General features: G+C 39.1%; 17 protein-coding genes and 1 pseudogene. 8 read left to right on the forward strand and 10 right to left on the reverse strand.

The genetic code is table 11. From position 1 onward, the window contains the following. The 6 genes and pseudogenes from C1721_RS04055 to C1721_RS04080 all read left to right on the forward strand — a co-directional run. Positions 1 to 405: pseudogene (locus C1721_RS04055) on the forward strand (gfo/Idh/MocA family oxidoreductase); the annotation flags it as partial. Positions 406 to 407: 2 nt separating this feature from the next. After that, positions 408 to 656, forward strand: a complete 249-nt coding sequence (locus tag C1721_RS04060; protein WP_102407266.1) for a hypothetical protein — start codon at positions 408 to 410, stop codon at positions 654 to 656. Between the two features lie 13 nt (positions 657 to 669). Beyond that, positions 670 to 1,863 (forward strand): glycoside hydrolase family protein, encoded by a 1,194-nt coding sequence (locus C1721_RS04065; protein WP_102407267.1) that lies wholly within the window; start codon positions 670 to 672, stop codon positions 1,861 to 1,863. Between the two features lie 231 nt (positions 1,864 to 2,094). Continuing rightward, the gene (locus C1721_RS04070) at positions 2,095 to 4,644 is read left to right on the forward strand and encodes a hypothetical protein (RefSeq protein WP_159063530.1); all 2,550 of its coding nucleotides are present in this window, start codon (positions 2,095 to 2,097) and stop codon (positions 4,642 to 4,644) included. A 324-nt stretch (positions 4,645 to 4,968) separates the two neighbouring features. Further along, the gene (locus tag C1721_RS04075; protein WP_102407269.1) at positions 4,969 to 8,064 is read left to right on the forward strand and encodes a SusC/RagA family TonB-linked outer membrane protein; all 3,096 of its coding nucleotides are present in this window, start codon (positions 4,969 to 4,971) and stop codon (positions 8,062 to 8,064) included. Between the two features lie 11 nt (positions 8,065 to 8,075). Continuing rightward, complete coding sequence (locus C1721_RS04080) at positions 8,076 to 9,680, forward strand: RagB/SusD family nutrient uptake outer membrane protein (RefSeq protein WP_102407270.1); 1,605 nt, start codon at positions 8,076 to 8,078, stop codon at positions 9,678 to 9,680. A gap of 389 nt (positions 9,681 to 10,069) precedes the next feature. On the opposite strand, the gene C1721_RS04085 is transcribed toward C1721_RS04080, so the two are convergent. After that, on the reverse strand, positions 10,070 to 11,290 hold the full coding sequence (locus C1721_RS04085; RefSeq protein WP_102409228.1) for a DcaP family trimeric outer membrane transporter: 1,221 nt from the start codon (positions 11,288 to 11,290) through the stop codon (positions 10,070 to 10,072). A gap of 21 nt (positions 11,291 to 11,311) precedes the next feature. Beyond that, the gene (locus C1721_RS04090; RefSeq protein ID WP_102407271.1) at positions 11,312 to 12,538 is read right to left on the reverse strand and encodes a DcaP family trimeric outer membrane transporter; all 1,227 of its coding nucleotides are present in this window, start codon (positions 12,536 to 12,538) and stop codon (positions 11,312 to 11,314) included. A 155-nt stretch (positions 12,539 to 12,693) separates the two neighbouring features. On the opposite strand from C1721_RS04090, the gene C1721_RS04095 reads away from it, so the two are divergent. Then, entirely contained in the window at positions 12,694 to 14,058 is a 1,365-nt protein-coding gene (locus C1721_RS04095) for a TrpB-like pyridoxal phosphate-dependent enzyme (protein WP_102407272.1), read from the forward strand. Between the two features lie 92 nt (positions 14,059 to 14,150). On the opposite strand, the gene C1721_RS04100 is transcribed toward C1721_RS04095, so the two are convergent. After that, positions 14,151 to 14,678 carry a DJ-1/PfpI family protein gene (locus C1721_RS04100; protein WP_102407273.1) on the reverse strand — a complete coding sequence of 176 codons (528 nt, stop codon included), beginning with the start codon at positions 14,676 to 14,678 and terminating at the stop codon, positions 14,151 to 14,153. Positions 14,679 to 14,843: 165 nt separating this feature from the next. On the opposite strand from C1721_RS04100, the gene C1721_RS04105 reads away from it, so the two are divergent. Further along, positions 14,844 to 15,194 carry a winged helix-turn-helix transcriptional regulator gene (locus C1721_RS04105; protein ID WP_102407274.1) on the forward strand — a complete coding sequence of 117 codons (351 nt, stop codon included), beginning with the start codon at positions 14,844 to 14,846 and terminating at the stop codon, positions 15,192 to 15,194. A gap of 124 nt (positions 15,195 to 15,318) precedes the next feature. On the opposite strand, the gene C1721_RS04110 is transcribed toward C1721_RS04105, so the two are convergent. The 7 genes from C1721_RS04110 to C1721_RS04140 form a co-directional block, all read right to left on the reverse strand. Next, entirely contained in the window at positions 15,319 to 15,726 is a 408-nt protein-coding gene (locus C1721_RS04110; protein WP_102409229.1) for a DUF3836 domain-containing protein, read from the reverse strand. A 164-nt stretch (positions 15,727 to 15,890) separates the two neighbouring features. Next, on the reverse strand, positions 15,891 to 16,097 hold the full coding sequence (locus C1721_RS04115) for a helix-turn-helix domain-containing protein (RefSeq protein ID WP_102407275.1): 207 nt from the start codon (positions 16,095 to 16,097) through the stop codon (positions 15,891 to 15,893). A gap of 15 nt (positions 16,098 to 16,112) precedes the next feature. Next, positions 16,113 to 16,754: a DUF2975 domain-containing protein gene (locus C1721_RS04120; protein ID WP_102407276.1), complete on the reverse strand. Its 642-nt coding sequence runs from the start codon at positions 16,752 to 16,754 to the stop codon at positions 16,113 to 16,115. A 10-nt stretch (positions 16,755 to 16,764) separates the two neighbouring features. After that, a complete protein-coding gene (locus tag C1721_RS04125) occupies positions 16,765 to 17,424 on the reverse strand; it encodes a DUF2975 domain-containing protein (RefSeq protein WP_102407277.1) in 660 nt (219 codons plus the stop codon). A 19-nt stretch (positions 17,425 to 17,443) separates the two neighbouring features. Further along, positions 17,444 to 19,216, reverse strand: coding sequence for a signal peptide peptidase SppA (gene sppA / locus C1721_RS04130; protein ID WP_102407278.1), 1,773 nt, complete (start codon positions 19,214 to 19,216; stop codon positions 17,444 to 17,446). 333 nt (positions 19,217 to 19,549) lie between these two features. Next, positions 19,550 to 20,221, reverse strand: a complete 672-nt coding sequence (locus C1721_RS04135; protein WP_102407279.1) for a DUF2461 domain-containing protein — start codon at positions 20,219 to 20,221, stop codon at positions 19,550 to 19,552. Between the two features lie 58 nt (positions 20,222 to 20,279). Further along, the gene (locus tag C1721_RS04140; protein WP_102407280.1) at positions 20,280 to 22,478 is read right to left on the reverse strand and encodes a patatin-like phospholipase family protein; all 2,199 of its coding nucleotides are present in this window, start codon (positions 22,476 to 22,478) and stop codon (positions 20,280 to 20,282) included. Positions 22,479 to 22,524: the final 46 nt, after the last annotated feature.

The following is a 22,524-nucleotide window of genomic DNA, read 5'->3' on the forward strand; positions in this document are numbered from 1 at the left end:
ACTCTTGAGCTGGCACAGGGATTATTGTATATGGAAAACCCGAAACCCGCACCGGGCATACAGCAATTGATCAATCAAATTGAACATAAGGTATTTGATAATATCTCTTTTGCCGGTCCTAGCTGGGTTCCTGAAACTGCTTCTTCCGTAAAGGGTGAACCTATTATGGATCATATCCAGACACATGACGGTTCCAACACTACCGGAGCAACTGTTGACGATGGTTCATTAGGCCTTGTATCGGCTTATTGCTCATCCGTAATTACCGGAGAACCTATTCAGAATCTGGTAGAGGAAGCCTATTATTCATCCGTTCTGGCATTACTTGGCAACAAGGCAATGGAAGAAAGAGCTGTGATTGAATTCCCCGAAGAATACAAAATACCTTATTCATTTGATGCATAATTATGAAAGACATTAATATTACAATAACGACGAAAAGGCAACGCACCGAAATATTGATATGGGGTGTTTGTTTTGTACTTGCTTTCTTGCTGAATATAATTTCTATTATCGTATTCGATACTGAATGGAAAGAACTATTCACACAACTGCTTTGGGTACTTTCTTTAAGTATTGGATTCTATTTCCTAACACTGGCTCTTCGGATAATTTATTGGTTAATTCGTTGCGCTTTCAGCAAGAAACAAAAGTAAATACGGATAGAAAATGAGACAAATATTATTTGCCTTCCTGATCATTGTGTTTCAGTCTACTATATTATGTGCTGGAGAATTGCAGAGCGTTGAAAATAACGATTGTTCCGTTATCGTTAAACCTGAAGATTTTGAAGGGGAAAACATATCGGAACAAATCTCCAACGCTCTGGATTTCATAAAAGAATGTAATGGTGGTACTATTCTGTTCAAGGATTCGCCTATCTATCTTATATCGGAAGCTATAGCTTTACCATCCAACACGAAAATGATTGTTGACGGATGCAAGATAAAACTGGCCGATCAGGTATTTGACAATATCATCCGTTCCGGAAATTTGGATATAGACGATAAAGATCCCAATGGTTATGCCAAACAGTTATTGCCTGCCCAAAACATCAAAATTATAGGGATGAACGGAGCAATAATCGAAGGTGCGGAAAATTTCTATGAAGGTATAAATCCTAAAACCAAAGTAAAAGAAAAGTGGCTGGGCGATTACTGGGGTTGGAGAAACTTCACAATACTGTTTTCTTATGTAGATGGTTTTGAAATATCCGGATTAAAAGTTCAAAAGACTCATAGTTGGGGGATTGTATTGACAAATGGATGTAAAAACGGCCATGTTAATAATATAGACCTGCATACTACAGTTAAAAACGGAGATGGAGTAAGTATTATTCAAGGTGGTTCCGATATAGTAATCGAAAATATCACAGGTGAAACATCTGACGATACAATCATCCTGGCAGCTTTTGACGAAACACGGTGGAGTAACAATAAATACGTATTCCCTCTTCTTCCTGTAAGATATTCGGATTATTCTTACGGAGGCGACATACATGACATTACCTGTCGTAATATTGAGGCATCGGGAGTACATCACGTAATGATTCTGTTGCCTTCGCAACCTAAAATTTACAATATCTATTGCTCCAATATAAGTGACGGACCAAAAGGAGGAAAAAGGAAAGTAGTACGTATCTACGGAAACGGACAGTATGGACAAGGCTTTAAACCGGGAAACATATACAATATCTTCATGAATGATATTCGTTCTTACAAAGCAGATATAGCACTGGAATTCCTTGCTCCTGTATACAACTCCCATTTCAACAAGATTACACAACTTAATCCAAAAGGCAAGGATGTTCAGACTGATCCGGGGAATATAAATGTAAAGATCACCAATTCTGTAAAAAAATAAGATAAAGAATAAAGCTGAAAATTACAGTAAACAATGAATAAATGTAAAAACCACATATTGTTTTTTTTTGTTTCACTGATATTCACGTTATCAGTTCCAGCTCTATCTGCAAAGAATTATTCTTTGCAGAAGAGAGCTGCGAATAACGAAAAATATAGCGTAACATTAACTGTTGAGAATGCTAAGAGTAATAAGAAAACCACAAAAATAATACAGAAAACGTCCTCTAAAGTGAAATTATTGACTCTGAAAGAAGGAGTAAATGAAAGAGTCAGCAATGATACCGAAACCGATCCTGATATAATATACAAAATAACCGTTCCGGAAAACGGGCAATACAATCTATTTGCAGATGTCGTAAGACATGAAGAAATCAAATCCGGAATGAAAGTAGAAACGCGTTTGGCAAAACTCCAGATAGATAATCAACGTGTAACCAGACGTATTGTTTCTAATCTTCATGAATATACAGGACACAACCTTGGCATATTCAATCTGAAACCAGAACAGGAACTTAAAATCTGGTTACCGGAGGGAATTTCTTTCCAGGCAATCAGGATAGAAAAATACATTCCATTTGAGGTACCGACAGAAGCAGCCAATTATGTTCCCGCTGTCACCCCTTCGGTAGACAGACCTCGCTTATGGGTTAACAAGGATAATTTATCCGAAATAAAAGCAAGACTGACAAAAGGAGAGAACCTTCCTTTATGGCAGGAAGTAGAAAAAAAAGCCAAAGAGCCATATCCATTCAAATTTGATATACGAAAGGAAATATTCCATCAGGACAAACTGGAAGACATAGCAATTATCAAAGCATTTTATTATCTCATGACAGGTGACCGCACTGTTGGGAACGAAGTTGTCCGTCTGATGACAAACTATTTATCTGTTCTTGAGTTCGGTAATGTCAGATATGGAGATATTACAAGAGAAATCGGGAAATCAATATATACGGCAGCTATTACTTACGACTGGTGCTATAATCTTCTAAGCGAAAATGACAAGCAGGTCTTATACGACAATATGATGCGTTTAGCTCCGGAAATGGAAATAGGATGGCCTCCTTTCAAAGAGAATGTCGTAAACGGACATGCAAATGAAGCCCAGGTTAACCGGGATTTTCTGACAATGAGTATTGCCATATACGATAAAGACCCCGAACCTTATCGCTATATTTCCTATCTGCTCCTAGAGAAACTACTGCCAATGAGAGCATTTGAATACCAATCTCCCCGTCATAATCAAGGATTTGATTACGGAGCATATAGGCATGGCTGGGAAATGCATGCGGCATGGTTGTTTTACAGGATGACAGGAGTTCGCATATTTAACGATAATATTGCCGACTTACGAAAATACTGGTTATACATGCGTCTTCCCGATGGATTAAGATTTTATGACGGAGACAAATTCGGAGCTACTCATGTAGCCTTTCCGGAAACATTATTGCTAGACTATGCGTACGCTAACGATCCTGTTACAAAAGGAGAGTTTGAACGTCGTGGCGGATTTAAAAGAGCGATAGACAATCCTGTTCTTTTCTTATTGCTAAACAATCCTGATTTAAAACCGGATACTTGTTTGGATTCTCTTCCGCAATCTATAGATTTCGGTCCGGTGCTTGGCAGTATGATTGCAAGAACCGGTTGGAACATGGACAAAACAAGCAACGATGTCGTTGCTGAAATCAGAGGCGGCGGTTACCACTTCGGAAATCACCAGCATGCTAATGCCGGATCATTCCAAATTTACTATCGCGGGCCACAAATTGTCAATCTGGGAGTATATATGGCTTACGGTACTCCGTATGATTTTAACTTCTATAAAAGATCGGTATCTCATAATATGATGTTAGTTAAAGATCCTGATGAGAAACTGGCACCCAGAACAAATATGAATGACGGAGGAAGCAGGTTTAACCAAAAAACTCCAAGAACCCCTTATGAAGTACAGAACGATCCTTGGTTTGATTATGGCACAGTGTTATCCACTGATTTTGAAGAAAATACTCAGAAGCCATCGTACAGTTATTTCAAAGCAGACCTTACTGCTGCTTATTACAGCAAAGTAAGTAACTATACCCGCAGTTTCTGTTTTCTTAATTTAAACCGGGAAGATATTCCGGCTGCGGTAATATTAGCAGATGATATGATCACTTCGAAAGAAAACTTCGAAAAATACTGGAAAATAAATACATTCAATGAACCTGTTCGCTCCGGTTCGAACATTGTGTTGCATAACGGTAGTAATGGATTTACAGGTAATACTTATATTAATATGTTACTTCCGTTACCTGAGAACAGAGAAATTGAAATTTCCAGTTTAAAAGATTCATCAACTGTATTAGGACCTCAATATCAAATAAAATCGACACGTCCTGAAGCAGGAGGTTACCAGGTAGTTGCATATCCGAAGGAAAATAAAAAGCAGAATCGTTTTCTTACAGTTTTCCAAATGACAGCAGATGACACAAAACCTCTACCTGTAGATTTTTCGGAGAAGGACGGTAAATATATCATTCGTCTGCAAGATCGGATAGTATGTATGAGTTCCGGTTATGAACAAATACAGAAACCATTTACATTAACCGTTGATCAGGATTCTGAATTTCAAATTTTAATTGCTGATCTGAAACCCGGATTTTGGAATATACAAGACGAGAAGAATAAAATTAATTTAAATTTCAAAGTAAAAGTAGGAAAAAACACGATCTTCTTCAAAAGTGGAAAAGGGAAATATACTATTACTCCGGGCAGATCTTATGAATTCGGCAAATAATCCCATATCTATTTAATTATCACAAATTTTCACCTAAGACAATCGAAGTTAAAAATGACGTAATATGAGGTTTATTTGGCTTGATTATAGCATTATTAAGGTTGAATAATCAATATTTTTGTCAATACAATGATGTGTCACAAACATTACAAATGTTTTACAGAATCTATTGATAGTTAAAAAAGAATAAACATAATATAATTAATATGAGTAAAAAATAAACAAATGTATTCCTGAAAAATAATGTTTTATACATTATCTAATCTGTCGATATTAACGATATCAATAAAACCGTAATCTAATTATTTATAATTGTATGACAATATGAAAAACTGCAAGAATCTTATTCTAGGAGCATTTGTTTGCTCGGCAATGTTGGAGGCATCCAGCGTTCCTGTTTTTGCGACTAATAATGAAACAGCGCAAAGCAGTGTGATTGGAATATTATCATCCTCTCCGACACAACAGAAAAAACTGCAAGGAAGTGTCAAGGATGAGTACGGAACACCTCTTACAGGAGCAAGCGTTGCTGTAAAAGGAACCACTAATGGAACTATAACAGATATTGACGGAAACTTTTCTTTGATGGCCGATCCCGGTTCAATAATCGTTATTACTTATTTAGGTTACCACCCTCAGGAAATCAAAGTAGATTCAAAAAGCAATTACAACATTGTGCTGATCGAAAATTCACAAATGATTGACGACGTTGTGGTTGTTGGATACGGTACAATGAAAAAACAAAATTTGACCGGCGCCGTATCAGCTGTCAGATTCGACGAATCAATAACCAGTCGTCCTACAATGAATCTGTCTTCCGCTTTAACAGGATTAAGTGCAGGTTTGAACATCTCTCAAACATCAGCACAACCCGGATCAGAAGAAGTTAGTATTCTGGTAAGAGGTAAAGGAACAATGAACGACGCTTCACCTTTAGTTATTATTGATGGTGTACCCGGAGCACTGAACGATGTTAATCCAAACGATGTGGAAAGCGTGTCTGTACTTAAGGACGCATCATCTTCTGCTATTTACGGTTCCAGAGCAGCAAACGGTGTTATTCTGGTTACTACCAAAAGAGGAAAAGAAGGCAAAACCAGTGTTTCTTATAATGGTTACGTAGGTTGGCAAAGTGCTGCGAAAGACATCGACTTCATAAGCGACATGGCTACTCACATGAGCCTGGTAAATGAGGCAGAAGGCTTTGAGAAATATCCGAGCAGCACGATTGACCAATGGAGAAAAGAATCTGCAGCGGGTAATCCACTATATCCGAACACCGATTGGTACGATGAAATGCTAAAGACCTCTATTTTAACGGAACATAATCTGACTGTAAGAGGAGGTAGTGAGAAAATGAATTATTCATTATCTCTTGGTTACCTGGACAATCAGGGAATTATTGATAACTCAGGTTCTAAAAAGTATTCATTCCGCTTAAATGTAGATTCCAAGGTAAACAGTTGGTTGGATATGGGAGCAAACGTGTTTGGTTCATGGAAAGACACCAAACCTATTGATACAAATACGTTTTTCAGCTATATCAGAGGTACAACTCCTGGAGTTATTCCTCAATATGAAGACGGACGCTACGGTGGAACAATGTTTAAAGACATGGTAGAAGTAAGCAACCCGAGAGCTTATGTTGATAACATACGAGGCAATTACCAACGGCAAAAGTTAGGACTGAAGTTCTATGGCAAGGTGAAGTTCCTGAAATTCTTTGAATGGGAAAGCAGCTTTGGCTTTAACTATGACAACAGATATAATTGGGAATATACAAACCCCTACTCTTTATGGGATTTCCAATCAGGCTATGAATATCAGCCCAAATCCAACATAGATAAATTAATGAATGGAACAAGAAGAGATTATTCAACCATACTGAATACCCTTTTACGTTTCAACTATTCACTGAATAAAGAGCATAACTTTGCCGTGTTAGTTGGTTTCGACCAGCAATATAACCGCATGGATAAATTCGATGCAAAGAAAAGCGATATACTCGGAAATGATGCCATATACATCATGGATGCCGGTGTTGAAAACGAAGCTATAACAGGATCGGGAACGGATGATGCCCTTCGCTCTTATTTCGGACGTATTAATTACGATTACAAAGGAAAATATCTATTGGATATCAACGCCCGTTATGATGGTTCTTCCAGATTTTCGAGAGATAACAGATGGGGATTCTTCCCGTCATTCTCTGCAGGTTGGAGACTTAGCGAAGAGTCTTTTGCACAATCTCTGAAAACTGTTTTTGATGACATCAAGATCAGAGGTTCATGGGGTAAGCTAGGTAACAACAGAATCGGAGACTATGCCTACCAAATTGTGTATGGTTCACAACTATATCCCTTTGGCGGACAACTTCAACAAGGTGTAGCACCGAAAGATTTGGCTAACAGCAAGATCAAATGGGAAACAACAGCAATCACCAATATTGGTTTAGACTTGGTTCTATTAAACAACAGACTATCTGTTAGTGCTGAATATTACAGCAAAAAAACCAGCGACATCCTGACACGTATTCCTATTCCATTGACAATGGGTAACTTCCAACCACCTTGGCAGAATATAGCAGAAATGACTAATAAAGGTGTGGAATTACAAGCTACATACCACGGAAACGTAGGAAAAGATTTCTCATACAGCATCAGCGGTAACCTGTCTACTATAAAGAATGAGGTAACCAAATTCAATGGCGACAAATCCATTGATAAAGCAAATATCATCATGGAAGGCAAACCGTACAACAGCTTCTATGTACTTGAAGTAGATCATATCATACAAGACCAGGCTGAAATAGACCAGTTACTGGCCGATGGATACACATTTGGTAGCGATATAGGCAGTACACCCAAACCCGGTGATTTCTTATATAAGAATACGAATGACGACAAAGTCTTCAATTTGGACGACCGTGTAGTTAAAGACTATTCGGCACTTCCTAAACTAACCTATGGTATCAGCATCAGTGCTGCTTACAAGGATTTCGATTTCAACATTGTAGGACAAGGCATAGGTAACGTAAAAGGCTATTGGGGTAATGACGGATTTAACACGTTCAATATCAACGAAGGCTTCCTTATAAGAGAAAATGTATTGAACCATTGGACTCCGGAAAACAAATCAACCGCATATCCACGTTTGCAAACATCAGGTTCAGCACTGAACACAGTATATAGCGATTATTGGTTATACAACACTTCTTATTTCAGAATCAAGTCCATACAAATTGGATATACTCTACCAAGAAGACTGACATCCACCTTCCTGGTTGACAGACTGAGAGTATATACAAACCTTGAGAATTACTTTACCTTTACAAGTTTCGACGGATACAACCCTGAAAACACAGGCATAGCTTATCCGTTAATGAAGCAATGGGTAGTTGGTTTAAACGTAACTTTTTAAATGAATAAGATATGAAAAAGATAATAACATCAATCATAGCATCTGTATTCTTCCTGTCCTCTTGTAGTGATTTTCTGGACAGGAACTCATTGGTCGGGCTGTCGGAAGGTGACTTCTGGAAATCGCAGGAAGATGCAATAATGGGTGTGAACTCATTATATAATACCAACCGTGAATTTACGAACAGTATCGTAATATATGGCATGATGGACGACTTCACAGATATTGCGTACCAATCATGGGCCACCGGATTAACTACCGGTAATTTCCCTACCAATGCCGTATTCTACGAAACCTCATGGGGTATATTCTATAAAGGTATCTATCGTGCAAACACGGCTATCAAGCAGATACCGGGTATTGAGATGAACGAGACAATGAAAAACCGCACATTAGGAGAAGCTAAATTCTTCCGCGGTTACTTCTACTTCAAATTATGGGATTATTTCGGAGGAGTGCCTCTTTATGACTATCCGATGAACATTGACGAAGCATACGAACCTCGTAACAGTGAACAGGAAGTATATGAATTTATCGTGAAAGACATGACTGATGCCATCTCTCTATTGCCTGAAAGTTATGGACAGTCAGATAAAGGACGCGCTACAAAGTGGGCTGCTCTGGCTATGAGAGGTAAAGCACATTTATGGGCTAAGCAATATGCGAAAGCAGCTGCCGACTTCAAAGAACTTATGGAGAACAGCGACCGGAAATTAGTGGATGACTATCATACATTATTCCGTGTAGCAGGAAACAATAACAGTGAAGTGATTTTCGACGTTCAATATGTAGCCGAATCCGGTCATGGAATAGCCACAGACCGTAACTACGGTAATGCAGGAGGAGCAACAAGCGGTTCACAACGTACCCGTCCTACTCCGGAACTGGTAAATGCTTTCGAAATGATTGACGGTACTCCTTTCGACTTCAAGAATTATAAAAATGCACAAGGAACAACTTTCGATCCGAACAATCCGGAAGACTGGAATGATGAAGCTTCTGTTAGAAAATTATTTGAAAACAGAGATCCCCGTTTACATAAAGCAATAATAGTTCCCTGGTCTGAATTTGAAGGTAAATCAGGAACTCTTCTATACAAATTCCCTGTAGACAAAACAGACCCTAATGCTCTTGTTCCGGTTTGGGCAAACGGTAGCTATTCATGGAGAAAGTTTGTAGAAACAGGTTCCGTATATACATTACAAGACAATATGCCTCTGAACTTCCCACTTATTCGTTTAGCCGACGTTATGCTGATGTATGCAGAAGCTCAAAACGAAGCAGTCGGAGCCGACCAGTCTGTATATGACGCAGTAAATACCGTTCGTAAAAGAGCCGGCGTAAAGGAACTTCCTGCCGGATTGAGCCAAAGTCAAATGCGTGAAAGAATATATCATGAAAGAATGGTAGAACTTTGCGGTGAAGGACAAAGATATTCAGACATTCGCAGATGGAAAATAGCTAAAGATGTAGTAGACGGTGTTTGGATGACCGAATTTACAGGTGTAAAAATCCGCCAGAGAGGTTTCCCTGACAACTACTACTTATGGCCGATTCCTCAGAAAGAAATGGATTTGAATCCTAATCTGGTACAGAACCCGGGATGGAGTGAATAAACTATGTAATTAGACAGGATTAGCATACAAGGGAAAGACCGTACCGAGAAATTTCATTTCCGGTGCGGTTCTTTTTTATAAATAGAACGGATCAACATTCAGGGATATTACTATAATAATCAATCGTTTAACATCAAAACTGAAAGGTTGAAGAGTTTAATTAAAAAAACATATCAATCTATCTATTTAAAGGATATATCTTTTGAACTTAAAAGTCCCGTCTTAACATTTCAAAAGAGCTGACTTTTGAAATGTTAAGACGGGACTTTTCATATCAAAGGTCAGCTCTTTTAAAAACCGTCCTCTGCAGGATGAAAATAAAAGACAATAATTAACAAACAAGCCGGTTATTCGGCCTGTTATGCAAAGATTGTTAAATAAATTATTCCTTAGAACATGAAAATACAAACTCCTAACAGACGATGGTTAGTGACGGAGTGAGTATTATATATCTTTCCTCCATCCTGCATATCCACGTCTCCATACCAAGCTAAAGACGGACTATATTCAATTCCTATCTTCCAATGCGGAAGATTATATGACATTTGTATGTTTGCAGTAAAAACCTGATCTACATCCAAACCTACACCGTACGTCTTACCAACCAAAGACTCCCCGGCTCCCATATTTTTCAAATATCCCAGAAAAAGTCCCGGTTTCCATTTTTTACCGTAAACAATATTCAGCCAGGTCATAGAATGACGATAGGGTGCATACTCTTGTTCTCCGGTACGAGGATCTACCGAAGTAACGCCATATCCTCCTAACATACACGTCTGAGTCAGGTTGGATGCCAACAACGTTTTTGCCATAACCAGCCAATTATCATTCTGATATTTCACATGGGCTTCTGCCGAGAGGGAAGTCACGCGTTCGCTCACCTTATAAATCTTACCATTTATTTCGTTCTGAGTACGAGGAACCAATGACAGAAGCTCCACTCCGGCACCTACCATCCAGCCGGGTTTCTTATAATCTACACCGGCATAGAATTCAGGTACACAACTGTTCTTGATATATTCCTCACTCTTTCCATTCGGGCCGGCAGACAAATATTGCAATTGCCACACCGCAGCTCCGGTAAGTTGCCAATTTCCATTCTTATAACGATAACGCAATAACGGACTACGATTAAATGGCTGGAAAGGTGCTCCGGTAGAAAGATTCAGCATCTGAGGAAAAACTTCACCGAACAAAGGATGCCATGTCTGACCAATCAGTACCGAAGATTTCCCCCAATCCAGATTCACATAAGCATGGCGAACACGCAATACCGCCCAATTACTGCCTGCGCCTCGAAAATCGCCTTCTATCTTCACAGAGGTAGCTGCTTTACCAATATCAGGCCCTGTAATATCAATTCCCAACCGGGAATATAGCAGATAAAAACTACCGTTAGCCGTTGCATTCAAATCTTTTCCATCAGCGTCAGGAGCAATATCCTTCGGATATAAATGAAACAGGCCGTCTACAATTTCTGCATTTGCACGGGAGTTATAGAACAAATCTCCCCTCACCTGCCCATAGAACTTATATGTAAAGTCTTTCTTTTGCGCATATATTGCCGTAAAAACAAAAAATCCGAGAAAAAGAAGCAAATAATGTCTCATCATCATTAAATCATTATCATTCTAAAAATAATACATCACTAACCCCAAGATACGATGATTAGTGACAGAATGCGTATCTTTTACTTTGCCCGATCCGGAATCAATCGTACCATACCAGGCAACAGACGCCGAATATTCCAATCCGATCTGCCAATGCGGTAAATTATAAGACAGATTAATATTCGCAGACAGCAACTGGTCAATATCCAATCCCATGCCGTAAACAGTAGTTGGTGTAACTAGCGATTTATTTGTGCCCATATTCTTTGTGTAGCCAAGAAACAACGCTGGTTTCCATTTCTGTCCATACGTAAAATTAACCCACGTGGTGGAATGACGGAAAGGAGTATATTCCTGTTCCCCATTCGCCGGATTTATCGCGCTTATTCCATATCCGCCTATCAGAGCAGTATGATCCAGGCAGGAAGCCATCAGGCTTTTGGCTGCAAAAGTATAGTTTTTTCCGGTATATTTAAGATGAGCCTCATAAGATAATGCAGTCATTCGCTCGTTTACTTTATAGGTCTTGCCCTGCCACTCTGCAGATGTACGCGGCTTCAACGAAATCAAATGTCCACCGGCTCCCAGCAACCAGTTGTTAGCCGAATAATCGGCTCCTATATAAAACTCGGGCACACAGCTATTCTTTATATAGTCTTCACTCATCCCATTCGGTCCACTTGAAAGATATTGCAATTGCCATAAAGCGGAAGCTGTTAAATTCCAACCATTCGTACGATACTGATAACGTAACTGAGGACTCCGGTTAAAAGGTTGGAAAGGCGCTCCGGTAGACAAATTCAATATATCAGGAAACACAGCCCCGAACAAAGGATGCCATGTTTGTCCGATAGTCACATTGCTCTTTCCCCAATCTAATGCAACATAAGCCTGTCGAACACGAAGCACCGTAGTATTACCTGAGAACCCGCCAAAGTCTGTTTCAACTTTGGCAGAAGTACGCGCTTTGCCGATATCCGGTCCTGTTACATCTATGCCCAGACGAGTAGTAAAGGTATAAAAACTGCCATTGGGAACGGCATTCAGATCTTTTCCATCCGCATCCGGTTTAACATCCAATGGATACAGATAAAAGTTTCCATCTACCGGAGCCATATTTGCACGGGTGTTATAAAATAAATCACCTCGTACGAAGCCATAGAATTTATACGTAAAGTTTTTTCGTTGTGCCGATACAGAAAATAAAAATATTGATACTGTAATCAGTACAAGTATTAGCCGTTTCATTGCTTTTCAGTTTGCTATTTTTATCAGAATCAGGGCACAAAGATATATATTTTTGTTTATTCAATTTGAAGAATGAAATATTATTTGTTCCTTTGCTTCCAAGTTGTAAGGTTTTTGGCCCAATATGATTAATAATGTAAACTACATATAGAATTATGAGTACTAAGAAATTTTTACTGCAAGAAAAAGATATACCGACTGCATGGTATAACATCGTTGCCGACATGAAAAACAAACCTCTTCCTATTTTAAATCCGCAAACCAAACAACCATTGAAGGAAGAAGATCTGTATCCTTTATTTTCCAAAGGTGTTTCTCACCAGGAAATGAATACAACAGATACGTGGATTGAAATACCGGAAGAAGTTCGCGAATTATATAAAGTATGGCGTCCTACTCCATTAGTCCGTGCTTACGGATTGGAAAAGATGTTAGATACTCCCGCACATATTTATTTTAAGAATGAAAGCGTTAGTCCGATTGGATCGCATAAACTGAATTCAGCCATTGCACAAGCCTATTATTGTAAAAAGGAAGGTGTAACAAATATCACCACCGAAACAGGCGCAGGCCAATGGGGCGCAGCACTCTCATATGCGGCAAAAGCATTCGGTCTGGAACTGGCTGTATATATGGTAAAGGTTAGTTATCACCAAAAACCATACCGTCGCTCCATTATGCAAACATTCGGCGCACAGGTAATCGCTTCACCCAGCATGAGTACGAAAGCCGGCCGCAAAATATTAACCGATCATCCGAACTATCAAGGAAGTCTGGGTACGGCAATCTCCGAAGCTGTAGAACTGGCCATGCAAACACCCAACTGTAAATACACACTGGGAAGCGTACTAAATCATGTTATGTTGCACCAAACGGTTATTGGCCTTGAAGCCGAGAAACAAATGGAAATGGCGGGAGAATATCCGGATGTAGTTATCGGCTGTTTTGGCGGCGGTTCTAATTTTTCGGGAATTACTTTCCCATTCCTGCGTCATAAGTTGACAGAAGGCAAAAATATCCGTGTTATTGCCGCAGAGCCGGCATCCTGTCCGAAACTGACACGCGGGCAGTTCCAATACGATTTTGGAGATGAAGCCGGTTACACTCCGCTTATCCCGATGTTTACATTAGGACATAATTTTGCTCCGGCAAACATTCACGCAGGCGGTTTACGTTATCATGGAGCAGGATCTATTGTCAGCCAGCTGATGAAAGACGGCCTAATGAATGCGGCAGATGTCAAACAGTTAGATACATTTAAAGCTGCAACGATGTTCGCTCAGGCAGAAGGCATTATTCCGGCTCCGGAGTCTTCCCATGCCATTGCAGTTGCTATTCGCGAAGCCGAGCAAGCCAAGCAAGAAGGCAAGTCCCGCACGATACTGTTCAATCTATCCGGCCACGGACTAATCGACATGGCTGCTTATGACCAATATCTGGCTGGTGATTTAGGCAATTATGAAGTCACCGACGAAGAAGTAGCAAACAACTTGAAAGACTTGGAAAAGATTATTAAATAGTCTTTACTGAAAAGGTTAAATAAATTAGTCAATAGCACAAGCAACAAGGTTGGAAAACCTGTTTGCTTGTGCTATTTCTCCTTAATACCTGTTTATTTAAGCGCCTCTATTACTTGCGGCATCATTGTCCACACCGTATTTTCACTTTGCGCAGTATAGAAATTACCATCTATTTCAGACTTTTCATCTGTTGCCTTTCCATTCTGTATAGCTGGCTTTGCAAGCGGATGAACAGCCAAATTCTTTCCTTTTGTGATACCTGTAAAATCAAACATCATAGCGGCAGCGCAATGGCCGATCATTAACTTGCCTTTTTCACCAAATGCTTTGATCACTTCCATCAAATCAAGATTGTATTGCTTTCCGGCATTATCCTTAAATACAGGAACAGCATCACCACAGGCAAACACCAAAGCGTCATACTCATCCTCATGCCCTTTTAAATTGGCAATTACATCATCAGCAAACAAAGTGATTCCTGAATTTGTCTTGATTTCTTTATTCTCTGCTACTGCATACACTTTGTATGGAATATGATTCTCAAAAAACGCTTCCAAATACTGAAATAAACCGAATCCATTTACCGGATTTACTGCTAAAACTGCGACTTTCTTTGCCATAACTTTAATTATTAAATGAAACAATAGTTATTTTTCGTAAGTTTATTACTTTTGTAACGCAAATATATGGCTACTTGTTCACAAAAACAAGAACGAACCTCATAATAAGGAACTTACATAGAAGTAACTATTATTGAATTTCAACTGAATACAAAAACTTAAAAAATGAAAAACTTTCATCCTACAGGAAATTGCCCTATACGCGATGTGTTAAGCAGATTGGGAGACAAATGGTCAATGCTTATCTTGATTACTCTGAATGCAAACGGAACGATGCGCTTTAGTGACATTCATAAAACAATTGATGATATTTCGCAACGTATGCTCACTGTAACACTCCGGACATTAGAAACAGATGGTTTAGTGGAAAGAAAAGTTTATGCGGAAGTGCCTCCACGCGTAGAGTATCGTTTAACTGAAATAGGATACAGCCTCATTCCCCATATTGAGTCATTGGCCGGATGGGCATTGGATCACATGTCCGTTATATTGAAGAACAGAGGAATAGAAGCGTAAGTTATTGCTTAATTCTTCTCTCCGGCGATATACCCGACTAATAAAAAAACGGCACAAATAACGAAGACTCACGTCTTTTGCTATTTATGCCGTGTTGTGTGTTTATGAATAACTTATCAATCTATTATGAAAAAATTGTATCGTAACTGTTTTGTGATATACTCATGGATTGTACATTCAGACTGTAATCTTTCTTTTTCTTATTCCACATACCATATACAGTATTAATGTCGCCGTTATTATCATACTTGTAGGTTATTAAATAATAAGGTTCCCATTCTTCACTATTTTTGTTCCAGCGGTAAGCTTTCTTTTCAGCCACCTTGCCGGCGTCATTATAAGTGAATTCATATCTTACTTCTTTATTCAAAAGTCCGTCTTCCTGAGAGAAAATAACTTTTGAAATTACTTTTCCATTCTCTTCTTTCGTATCATAAAGATAATTACGTGGAGACACTGCACTAACAGTCAAGCTGCAAATAAATGTAACAGCTAAAACAATCAAACTTTTACTAATTACTAATGCTTTCATATTATTATTTTTAATAAGGTTAATATCAAATTGACGTGCAAATGAAAGTACTTTTTGGGAATCAACCAAATAATATCTGACAAATTGATAGCAAATATCAAACATTTAACAAATACAAACCATTAACAGATTCCATCAAACGCCTCAATACTTACAATTTATAACTAATCACATTTATATTCCAATATATCAGCAGGTTGACAGTCCAATTCCTTACATATTGCTTCGAGAGTGGAGAAACGAATAGCTTTTGCCTTTCCCGTCTTCAAGATGGAAAGATTAGCAGGTGTAATACCAATACGATCAGCCAGTTCACCCAAAGAAATCTTCCGTTTTGCCATCATCACATCCAAGTTTACTATTATAGACATAAATCTCCTCCTCTTTTAAATTGTAAGTTCTTGTTCTTCTTTCAATTTGACACCCAGAGCAAAAATCTCCGCAAAAAGGGCAAAGAACAAAGCAATAAAGAAAGTTTCATGCTGGAAATGGAAATTAGCAATCCGATAGCCGGGAACAGTGATTCCGCTATCTTTTACCAACAAGAAATAATCCAGACCAGATGTTACATTCTGCAGTACAGCAATAACGACCAGCAACCAACAGATTACCCATAATCGACGCACATTCAGAGGAATAAATATCTTTCCTTTTTGTACATCCAAAATAAAGCGAATAAAAGAAACGCCTCCCCAAATTATCAGTGCAAGCAACAACGGAGTTAAAATAAACACAACCGTCATTGATGCTATTGTGTACGCATTGGATTCTTCAAGTTTCATAGAAACCGTACTTGATTCATAAGGAATTTGTTTGCCTGACACCAAATGCAAAGTATCCGGGAAACTATAATTCACAAGCGGTTCCAAGTTTACTTCTACGCGATGCATTTCTACTTCCGACTTTTCTTCCTGATCAAGAGAAGCACTATTCCAGCCATCCCTAACGCCCCACATTCCATCCAGCAAAAAAAGCATAAAACAAACGGTTAGCAAAATGCTCAACACTGTTATACTACTCTTTCTCATTTTTTCATCTTTAAATCGTTAGCTCCTGTTCTTCCTTCATTTGCAAGCCAATCGCAAAAATACGGGCAACCAGTAAGGCAATCAAACCCATTATCAAACCCATCGATTGAAAGTCACACCAATAATTATGCTGATAACCTTCCAGTTCAAACAAATGGCTCGCCATCCAATAATTGGTAATCATATAGGCTTGCATTGCAACAAAAGAAATCAACAAATTGCGTCCTATCAGATTCAGGCGGCGTACATTTGCCCAGTCAAATATAACCTCATGATTAATTGCATTGATCAACTTATAAAACTGGATAATTGCTTTTGCTATAAAAAAGAGGCCTATCAAGGTCAGCAGACCGCCAAAACGTACCAATCCCATTTTCTTAGAGTCCACCCAAACCAATGTTTTTATTTGGGAGGAGGAATACCATTTCTGATCCTTTTGGTTAAACACTTTGTCGGAAGCGGAAGTTAAGGATTTAGGCCATAAATTGAGAGCCACCGGACTTAATATATCCATACTGTTTTCTCCTTGTTCGTGTGCCTTTTCCGTCTGCGATACGCCTGCCTTAAAACCATCCACAAAACCGTTGCACATCATATAGATAGTCGGGACTAAAGACAATCCGACAAAAAAGAATATCAATATACAAATCAAATTCAATTGCTTTTTCATAATTCACAGCCTTTATTTATTACAAACCGCTTATATCAAATGGCATACGGGCAATAATGCCGGATTCCGTTTTTGCTCTCTGAATAGACATGAACAAGTTGAATTGTTCTTCTCCCAACATAGATTTAACCATCGAAACTTTCGCTTCATCCATCTTTTTCTCAAGGAACTTAGTAATGAAATCTTTCGGGCCATCAGCTACCGTCACAGAATAATCAGTCAATTCGGCTAATGTTGCAGCCTCTTTAATGGCGACATCCATGCCACCAATCTGATCAACCAAGCCTCTCTCCAGAGCTTGTTCTCCGGTCCATACGCGTCCCTGCCCAATTGAATCAATTGCCGTTTTGCTAATTCCACGACCATCAGCACAACGAGTCAGGAATAAATCATAAGTATGCTCAACACTTCGTTGTACCAATGCTTTTTCATCTTCACGCATCGGACGGCTCATGTCGCCCAAATCGGCATAAGTATTCGTCTTTACAATATCAGTCGTGACACCTACTTTCTCAAACGTTCCGGTAAAATTACGGATCACACCGAACACACCGATTGAACCGGTCAGAGTTGTACGTTCAGCCACAATCTTATTGGCAGCACATGAAATATAGTATCCGCCGGAAGCCGCATAATTACCCATAGAAACCACTATCGGCTTTTTGGCTTTCAGTTCCACCACTTCCTTCCATATCTGTTCAGAGATATAAGCGCTTCCTCCGGGAGAATTTACACGGAATACTACAGCTTTTACATCATCGTCATTTTTCAGTTTACGCAATTGCTTTGCCATTTCTTCGGAGATTATTTGCTCATTGGCAGCAAATGGAGAAGAAGCATCCTCATCCTTAATTTCACCCTCAGCATAAAGTACGGCAATCTTATTTTTGCTATCTTTCTCTTTCACCTTAATAGAAGCAGCTTTAGATACATCAGCCGTTTTCAGTTTCTCTTTCACGTCCTGGCCAGCCATTTCTTTCACACAGTTCTCTACTTCATAACGATAACGAAGACCATCGGCCAGATTATATTCAATAGCATTAGACGCCTGTCCCAAAGCCAATCCTTTATCCAAATAGTCATTTAACCTGGCAGGAGAGATATTACGGCTTTCCGTAATAGCAGAAGTAACATTTCCCCAGATGCTATTCAAAAAAGAAGTAAGTTGTTCGCGGTTAGCATCACTGAATTTCTTCAGGAAATACGGTTCAACGGCACTTTTATAAGTTCCCACTTTAAAGATATAATGCTCAATGCCCAATTTCTCTGCCAGTCCTGTAAAGAACAGTCCCTGTGATGCAAGTCCTATAAGACCGACATCTCCCAGTGGATTCAGAAATACAGAGTCGGCCACGCTACAGAGATAATAATTTCCTTGCGAATAACTGTCGCCATAAGAAACAATAAACTTACCACTTTCTTTAAAGTCCAACAGTTCCCGGCGGATAGCTTCAAGACCGGCGAATCCTCCGCTAATAGAACCGGCCTCCATATAAATACCTTTAATATTATCATTCGTCTTCGCACTGCGGATAGCTTTAATTATATCCGATACTGCCAGCTGTTCATCAGCTTCTCCCATCAATCCCGCAAAAGGATTTTTAACCGCCTTATCTACCAAATTACCATTCAGTGTAAGTTTAAATACAGTGTTCTTTTCAGGCTTGTATTCAGAACTGTCGGCACTGGCAGCTATCCCTAAAATTATAAAGACAGAACCCAACATAAGGATTCCTGATGCAATCAATACACCTAATGTGGATGCAAATACTGTTTTGAAGAATTGTTTCATAATGTGTAGTATTTTGTTTTACATATAATATTTATCGTTTTTCGATATGCAAAAGAATATATTATTTTTTATTCCACCAAATATTTTTATCGTTTTTCGATAATTTTTTTTCGAATTACACATAGAACACTGTTGTAATGAGAATTCTCAAAATAAGTTCCATTCGGAAGAAAATAAAATTCCTCTCGAGAGAAATTCAAATTTCTTCCGAAAGGAACTTATTTTACATATAGAGCGAATCTAAAACATTTAGCGGACCATCCTGATGTTTTAGAAAAAAGATCGGGATGATTTAGTAAAACCATCCCGATCATATTTTAATAAGAATATATTTTAAATACGTCCTAAATATTCATCTACCGTATAATTTAAGAAACGATTAAAAGGCAATAGCAGTTTAAAACATTCCACCGATTTATTCAACCAATCTTTACTCTTGAAAAAACTATCCGGCTTCACCGAAACAACACTAAAATCTTTATGCTTCAAAATATATCCATAAGGAGAATCCATTGGATAACCCACAGGCATACGTTTCAGCATTTCGCCTTCCAGTACGGGAAAAGTATTTTTAAATACCGGTTCTTCCAAGATAGCTGTAAATTCTTCAATATGGTCATATATATCCTGACGCAATTTCTTAAGCAACGCAGGCGGAGGACACCAAACGCCTCCCGACAACAGACAATTACCCGGTTCCAGATGTATATAATAACCACCACGTTCGCTAGCCCTTCCACCTAAAGCTATGTAAGCCGCAAAATGTGCCTTATAGGGAGTTTTATCCGGAGAAAAGCGAATATCCCGGTAAATACGGAAAAGGCATTCTTTGGCTTCAACTCCGGCCACTTCGGGATCAAACAATGCAATCTGGTTTATCAGCATTTGCACTTCATCAATGAAACCCTGGCGCAAAACGTCATAACGTTCTTTATTGTTTTGAAACCAAACCCGATTATTATTCAGTTTGAGTTCTTCCAGAAACTGTAATATCTCTGCATTCATATTCTTAATTCTTTTACATGACTAATCTAAACGGCTCGAATACAAATGTAAGAGAAAATCAGAAATAATATCCCAAGCTCATATAGAATTGCAAATTATTATTCCGGTTAGACATACTGAAATTTGCGCTTAACGGACCTGCAAAACTATTATATGCATATCCCAGACTGCCGCCAAAAATATGTTGTCCTTTAAAGAGATTGAAAAAGTTATCGTCGGTTATCCCATAATTCGCTATTAAAGAAATATAGTTGTTCTGGCTAATCCGTTGGCGGAAATGCAAACGGGCAAACGTAACGGTGTTATCGAATATCTCTATGTGCGAGATGCCGGCAAACGGAAGTTGCTGAGCCAAATAACGATCCGAAACTTCACCTCCCACCACATTTTTGAAAGGATAAGCAATATTGCGCCCAATCATAACGCGTCCATATACCGACGGAATCAAACTAAAATGGGAAGTGACGGGCAATACTGCCTGAAACTGTAATCCTAATGCAGAAAAGGGCGTATGTCCTTTATAATTAACGAAATTACTTGTGTAAATTGAATAATCCGCCTTTAATGAAACGCCTTTGGAAGGGAAATACTGACGATCCAACGTTTCGAGATGGGCTAAAGCAAAATAACTTATAAAACCTTCCGGCCTGATTTCATACCGTTGATCTTCACCTGTGTATAAAAAAGAATTGTAATCAAAATAGTCATAGCGCACTCCGGCTTGGAATTTAAAGTTCAACCAGTTCACATCCGTATAGCCAAACTCCGCCCAATGATGCCGATATGATGTATTAAATATTTTCTCGCCCCGGTTATATATATCCAGATCCTGATAAGTAAACATATAAGCAAGATCAAAATGGCGGAGCGGACTCCGTTCTATTGTATAATCCAGTTTGGCATAAGACTTTTTCCCAACCCGCCCGGTAAAAGCCAGCTTGGAATGATAACGCGCCCGATAGTCTAGAGTTGCATTCAGTAGCACCGCCACAATTTCTTCGGTATCAAAACGCAATCCGACATTTATAGAGCTAATGGATTTCTCCTGTACTGTAAATACTAAATTGTCTTGTCTTTCTCCGGTTAGTTTATAACTCACATTAGAATAAGCGTTCGTACCTACCAATATGGCCATAGCCTGCTGCAACTGCTGTATAGTAATCGTACTATTCTCTTTCAGGCGCGTAATGTCGGTCAACCATTTTTGATCCCGGGGATCAATTCCTTCAAAATGAATATGACGGATGTATAAAGTATCGGATGGCGACACTGGATATGTATTGGTATTTGCCCGGTAGTTTGGTTTTTCAGTAATTCCTATTTCCTGTTTCAGGGCCATCAGCTTATCCCACTGTTTCCGGGCGGCTTGTTCTCCACGATCTATTAACGTGTCTAACGCTGCCGGGCTAAAACTTGCCGAGTTATACGGTACCGTATTCGGGCGAATCAATATATCCGTACTATCTTTATTTGCCTTATATTTATCGAAGCCATAAAGTCCGACAATTTGTCCTACTACGTCACTTGGCGTATTAATGCCGTTAAAATCTTTCAAATCGCTGGTACCTAAATCGACTCCGATAATAATATCGGCCCCCATATTACGCGCTACGTCCGCCGGATAATTATTCAGCAACCCGCCGTCCACCAGCACCATGCTATCTAAACGTACCGGAGTAAACACAGCCGGTATCGCCATACTGGCGCGCATAGCAGTGGGCAAACTGCCACGGTGAAACACCTGCTCATGTCCATCCACAATATCTAAAGCGACACAAGCAAAAGGAATATGAAATGAATTAAAATCGACCGAATCATGATAACCGATAGTGAGGTTTGAAAATAGATTCTGGAGGTTTTGCCCTTTAATCACGCCGCTTATATAACGGCCTTTTTTTTCTTTTCCGAAAGGAAGGGAAATAATATAACGTTCGGCATTTTCCTTTTCCGGAAATGACAAATTACTTCGTTTCACTTTATCACTCAGCAACATCTGCCAGTCAAGCGAGCTAACCATGCTATCTATCTCCGCCGGAGCATATCCTATAGCATACAATCCTCCAACAATAGCGCCCATACTGGTGCCTGCTATATAGTCAACAGGAATACCCGCTTCCTCCAGCACCTTCAAAACACCAATATGAGATACTCCTTTCGCACCGCCGCCGCCTAAAACCAGACCTACCTTTTTACGTTCCGTCGCCATCGACGGCAGAGCAAAAAGCATCAATAACAAAAAGATAAGACATTTCTTCATCTACGCGATCTTTGCAACAAATGTAACTGCTTTACGCGAGATCTAC

The organism is Parabacteroides bouchesdurhonensis, assembly GCF_900186615.1.
GTDB classification, from domain to species: Bacteria; Bacteroidota; Bacteroidia; order Bacteroidales; family Tannerellaceae; genus Parabacteroides; species Parabacteroides bouchesdurhonensis.

Excerpts from the sequence above, each read along its gene's own strand:
- C1721_RS04060 (WP_102407266.1), top strand. The coding sequence starts at position 408 with ATGAAAGACATTAATATTACAATAACGACGAAAAGGCAACGCACCGAA.
- C1721_RS04065 (WP_102407267.1), top strand. The coding sequence starts at position 670 with ATGAGACAAATATTATTTGCCTTCCTGATCATTGTGTTTCAGTCTACT.
- C1721_RS04075 (WP_102407269.1), top strand. The coding sequence starts at position 4,969 with ATGAAAAACTGCAAGAATCTTATTCTAGGAGCATTTGTTTGCTCGGCA.
- C1721_RS04080 (WP_102407270.1), top strand. The coding sequence starts at position 8,076 with ATGAAAAAGATAATAACATCAATCATAGCATCTGTATTCTTCCTGTCC.
- C1721_RS04085 (WP_102409228.1), bottom strand. The coding sequence starts at position 11,290 with ATGAGACATTATTTGCTTCTTTTTCTCGGATTTTTTGTTTTTACGGCA.
- C1721_RS04090 (WP_102407271.1), bottom strand. The coding sequence starts at position 12,538 with ATGAAACGGCTAATACTTGTACTGATTACAGTATCAATATTTTTATTT.
- C1721_RS04095 (WP_102407272.1), top strand. The coding sequence starts at position 12,694 with ATGAGTACTAAGAAATTTTTACTGCAAGAAAAAGATATACCGACTGCA.
- C1721_RS04100 (WP_102407273.1), bottom strand. The coding sequence starts at position 14,678 with ATGGCAAAGAAAGTCGCAGTTTTAGCAGTAAATCCGGTAAATGGATTC.
- C1721_RS04105 (WP_102407274.1), top strand. The coding sequence starts at position 14,844 with ATGAAAAACTTTCATCCTACAGGAAATTGCCCTATACGCGATGTGTTA.
- C1721_RS04110 (WP_102409229.1), bottom strand. The coding sequence starts at position 15,726 with ATGAAAGCATTAGTAATTAGTAAAAGTTTGATTGTTTTAGCTGTTACA.
- C1721_RS04115 (WP_102407275.1), bottom strand. The coding sequence starts at position 16,097 with ATGTCTATAATAGTAAACTTGGATGTGATGATGGCAAAACGGAAGATT.
- C1721_RS04120 (WP_102407276.1), bottom strand. The coding sequence starts at position 16,754 with ATGAGAAAGAGTAGTATAACAGTGTTGAGCATTTTGCTAACCGTTTGT.
- C1721_RS04125 (WP_102407277.1), bottom strand. The coding sequence starts at position 17,424 with ATGAAAAAGCAATTGAATTTGATTTGTATATTGATATTCTTTTTTGTC.
- sppA (WP_102407278.1), bottom strand. The coding sequence starts at position 19,216 with ATGAAACAATTCTTCAAAACAGTATTTGCATCCACATTAGGTGTATTG.
- C1721_RS04135 (WP_102407279.1), bottom strand. The coding sequence starts at position 20,221 with ATGAATGCAGAGATATTACAGTTTCTGGAAGAACTCAAACTGAATAAT.
- C1721_RS04140 (WP_102407280.1), bottom strand. The coding sequence starts at position 22,478 with ATGAAGAAATGTCTTATCTTTTTGTTATTGATGCTTTTTGCTCTGCCG.